The 2,007-nt window shown below is 57.8% G+C and carries 2 protein-coding genes; both read left to right on the plus strand.

The genetic code is table 11. From position 1 onward, the window contains the following. The first annotated feature begins 125 nt into the window (after positions 1 to 125). Positions 126 to 545, plus strand: a complete 420-nt coding sequence (locus NW819_RS14540) for an archease (protein ID WP_414350399.1) — start codon at positions 126 to 128, stop codon at positions 543 to 545. Between the two features lie 76 nt (positions 546 to 621). Next, complete coding sequence (locus NW819_RS14545) at positions 622 to 1,989, plus strand: RtcB family protein (RefSeq protein ID WP_414350401.1); 1,368 nt, start codon at positions 622 to 624, stop codon at positions 1,987 to 1,989. The last annotated feature ends 18 nt before the right edge of the window (positions 1,990 to 2,007 follow it).

Below are 2,007 nucleotides of genomic sequence, written 5' to 3' on the forward strand. Positions count from 1 at the left end.
TGGCTGCCAACATCCTCACCTTTGAGCTACGCCTTCTTTCCTCTTCCAGTTTCTAGAGAGAAACCTTAATCTATCCAGGTGGCCTCTGGCTTTGGCCTGAGAATGAGAGCAGGGGGACTGCCGTGGTGCAGGCAAGATGGGAGCACTTTGAACACATGGCTGACATTGGTGTCCGCGGCTATGGGGCAACGCCGGAGGAAGCCTTTGCCCAGGCAGCTTTGGCCCTGACTGCGGTGGTCACTAGCGTGGATGAAGTAGCTCCCAGAGAACACCTAGAGATCGAGCTAGGAAATGCAGGCGATCTGGAACTGTTGTTGGTGGATTTCCTGAACGCAGTGATCTACGAGATGGCCGTCAGAGGCATGCTCTTTGGAAAAGTCGAAGTGCACCTGGCAAAAGAGCATCTCAAGGCCAGCCTGTGGGGGGAAAGAGTTGACCATGCCAAGCACCGACCGGCGGTAGAAGTTAAGGGGGCAACTTACACGGAACTCAAGGTAGCCCGAGAGGGTGAGCTTTGGGTGGCCCAGTGCGTGGTGGACGTGTAAGGGGAGGCAACCTATGGATATCAAGAAACTTGAGCGTGTGGATGAGACAGTCTGGCGCATTCCTCCAAAAGGCAGAATGCGTGTCCCGGTCTTGATCTTTGCCGACGAGGAGTTAATCCGGGAAATGGACGACAAAGTGGCCGAGCAGGCCAGCAACGTGACCACCTTGCCAGGGATCGTTGGAGCCTGCTACGTGATGCCAGACGCCCACTGGGGCTATGGCTTTCCCATCGGTGGGGTGGCGGCCTTTGATGCGGAAGCAGGGGGGGTGATTTCCGCCGGCGGCGTGGGATTTGACATCTCCTGCGGCGTGAGAACCTTGCGAACCGGGCTAAAGCGCGAGGAAGTGGAGGAGATGGCAGAGCCCCTAGCCAATGCCCTGTACGCGAGCGTACCGGTAGGGCTCGGCAGCCGCAGCAAGATCTCCTTGAGCGACAAAGAGATGGAAGCTATGCTCGAAGGCGGAGCAGAATGGGCTGTTGCTCAGGGCTACGGCAAGAAAGAGGATCTGGAGCGCATCGAAGAACATGGCCGCATGCGCGGAGCAATGCCGAGCGAAGTCTCCGCCTACGCCCGTGAGCGCCAGCGGCGCGAGATGGGAACCCTCGGTTCGGGTAACCACTACCTCGAAGTCCAAGTTGTTGACGAGATCTACGATCCCGAGATTGCCAAAGGCTTTGGCCTTAAGTCGGGGGAAGTGGTGATTACTATCCACTGCGGCTCCCGTGGCTTGGGTCACCAGATCGGCACTGAGTACTTGAAGAAGATGCAACAGGCGGCTAAAGAACACGGCATAGAGCTACCTGATCGCGAGCTGGCCTGTGCGCCCTTGAAGTCCAAAGTGGGGCAAAGCTACCTGGGAGCAATGCGGGCGGCAACCAACTGCGCTTTGGCTAACCGCCAGATCATCACCTACTGGGTGCGCGAGGTGTTCGCTGAGCTTTTCCCCAAAGCTGAACTCGACCTTATTTACGACGTCTCCCACAACACCTGTAAGGAGGAAACCCACGAGATAGAGGGGAAAAAGCGCCGCCTGTTCGTTCACCGCAAAGGGGCAACGCGCGCTTTTGGGCCTGGCCACCCAGAGCTTCCTCAAGCTTTTCGCTCTATCGGTCAGCCCGTCATCATCGGTGGCTCCATGGGCACGGCTTCCTACATTCTGGTCGGCACCGCGCAAGGGGAGGCCCTTTCCCTCTCCTCAGCCTGCCACGGCGCTGGGAGGGCGATGAGTCGCAACCAGGCCCTCAAAGCCTGGACAGGGCAGGAGATTATCGAACAACTGAGACGGCGCGGCGTCATCGTGCGCAGTCCCTCTTTGCGGGGGGTAGCTGAAGAAGCGCCCCAGGCCTACAAAAACGTCGACAAAGTGGTGCGCGCTGCCGATCAAGCCAAGATTGCGAAACTTGTAGCGCGCTTAAAGCCAATTCTGTGTATCAAAGGCTAGGTTGTGTTGATCTTTCAT

The organism is Synechococcus sp. R8-2 (assembly GCF_047461715.1).
Lineage (GTDB): Bacteria > Cyanobacteriota > Cyanobacteriia > Thermostichales > Thermostichaceae > Thermostichus.

What these genes read in the sequence shown, in the direction of transcription:
- NW819_RS14545 (WP_414350401.1), top strand. Translation starts at nt 622, where the DNA reads ATGCGTGTCCCGGTCTTGATCTTTGCCGACGAGGAGTTAATCCGGGAA.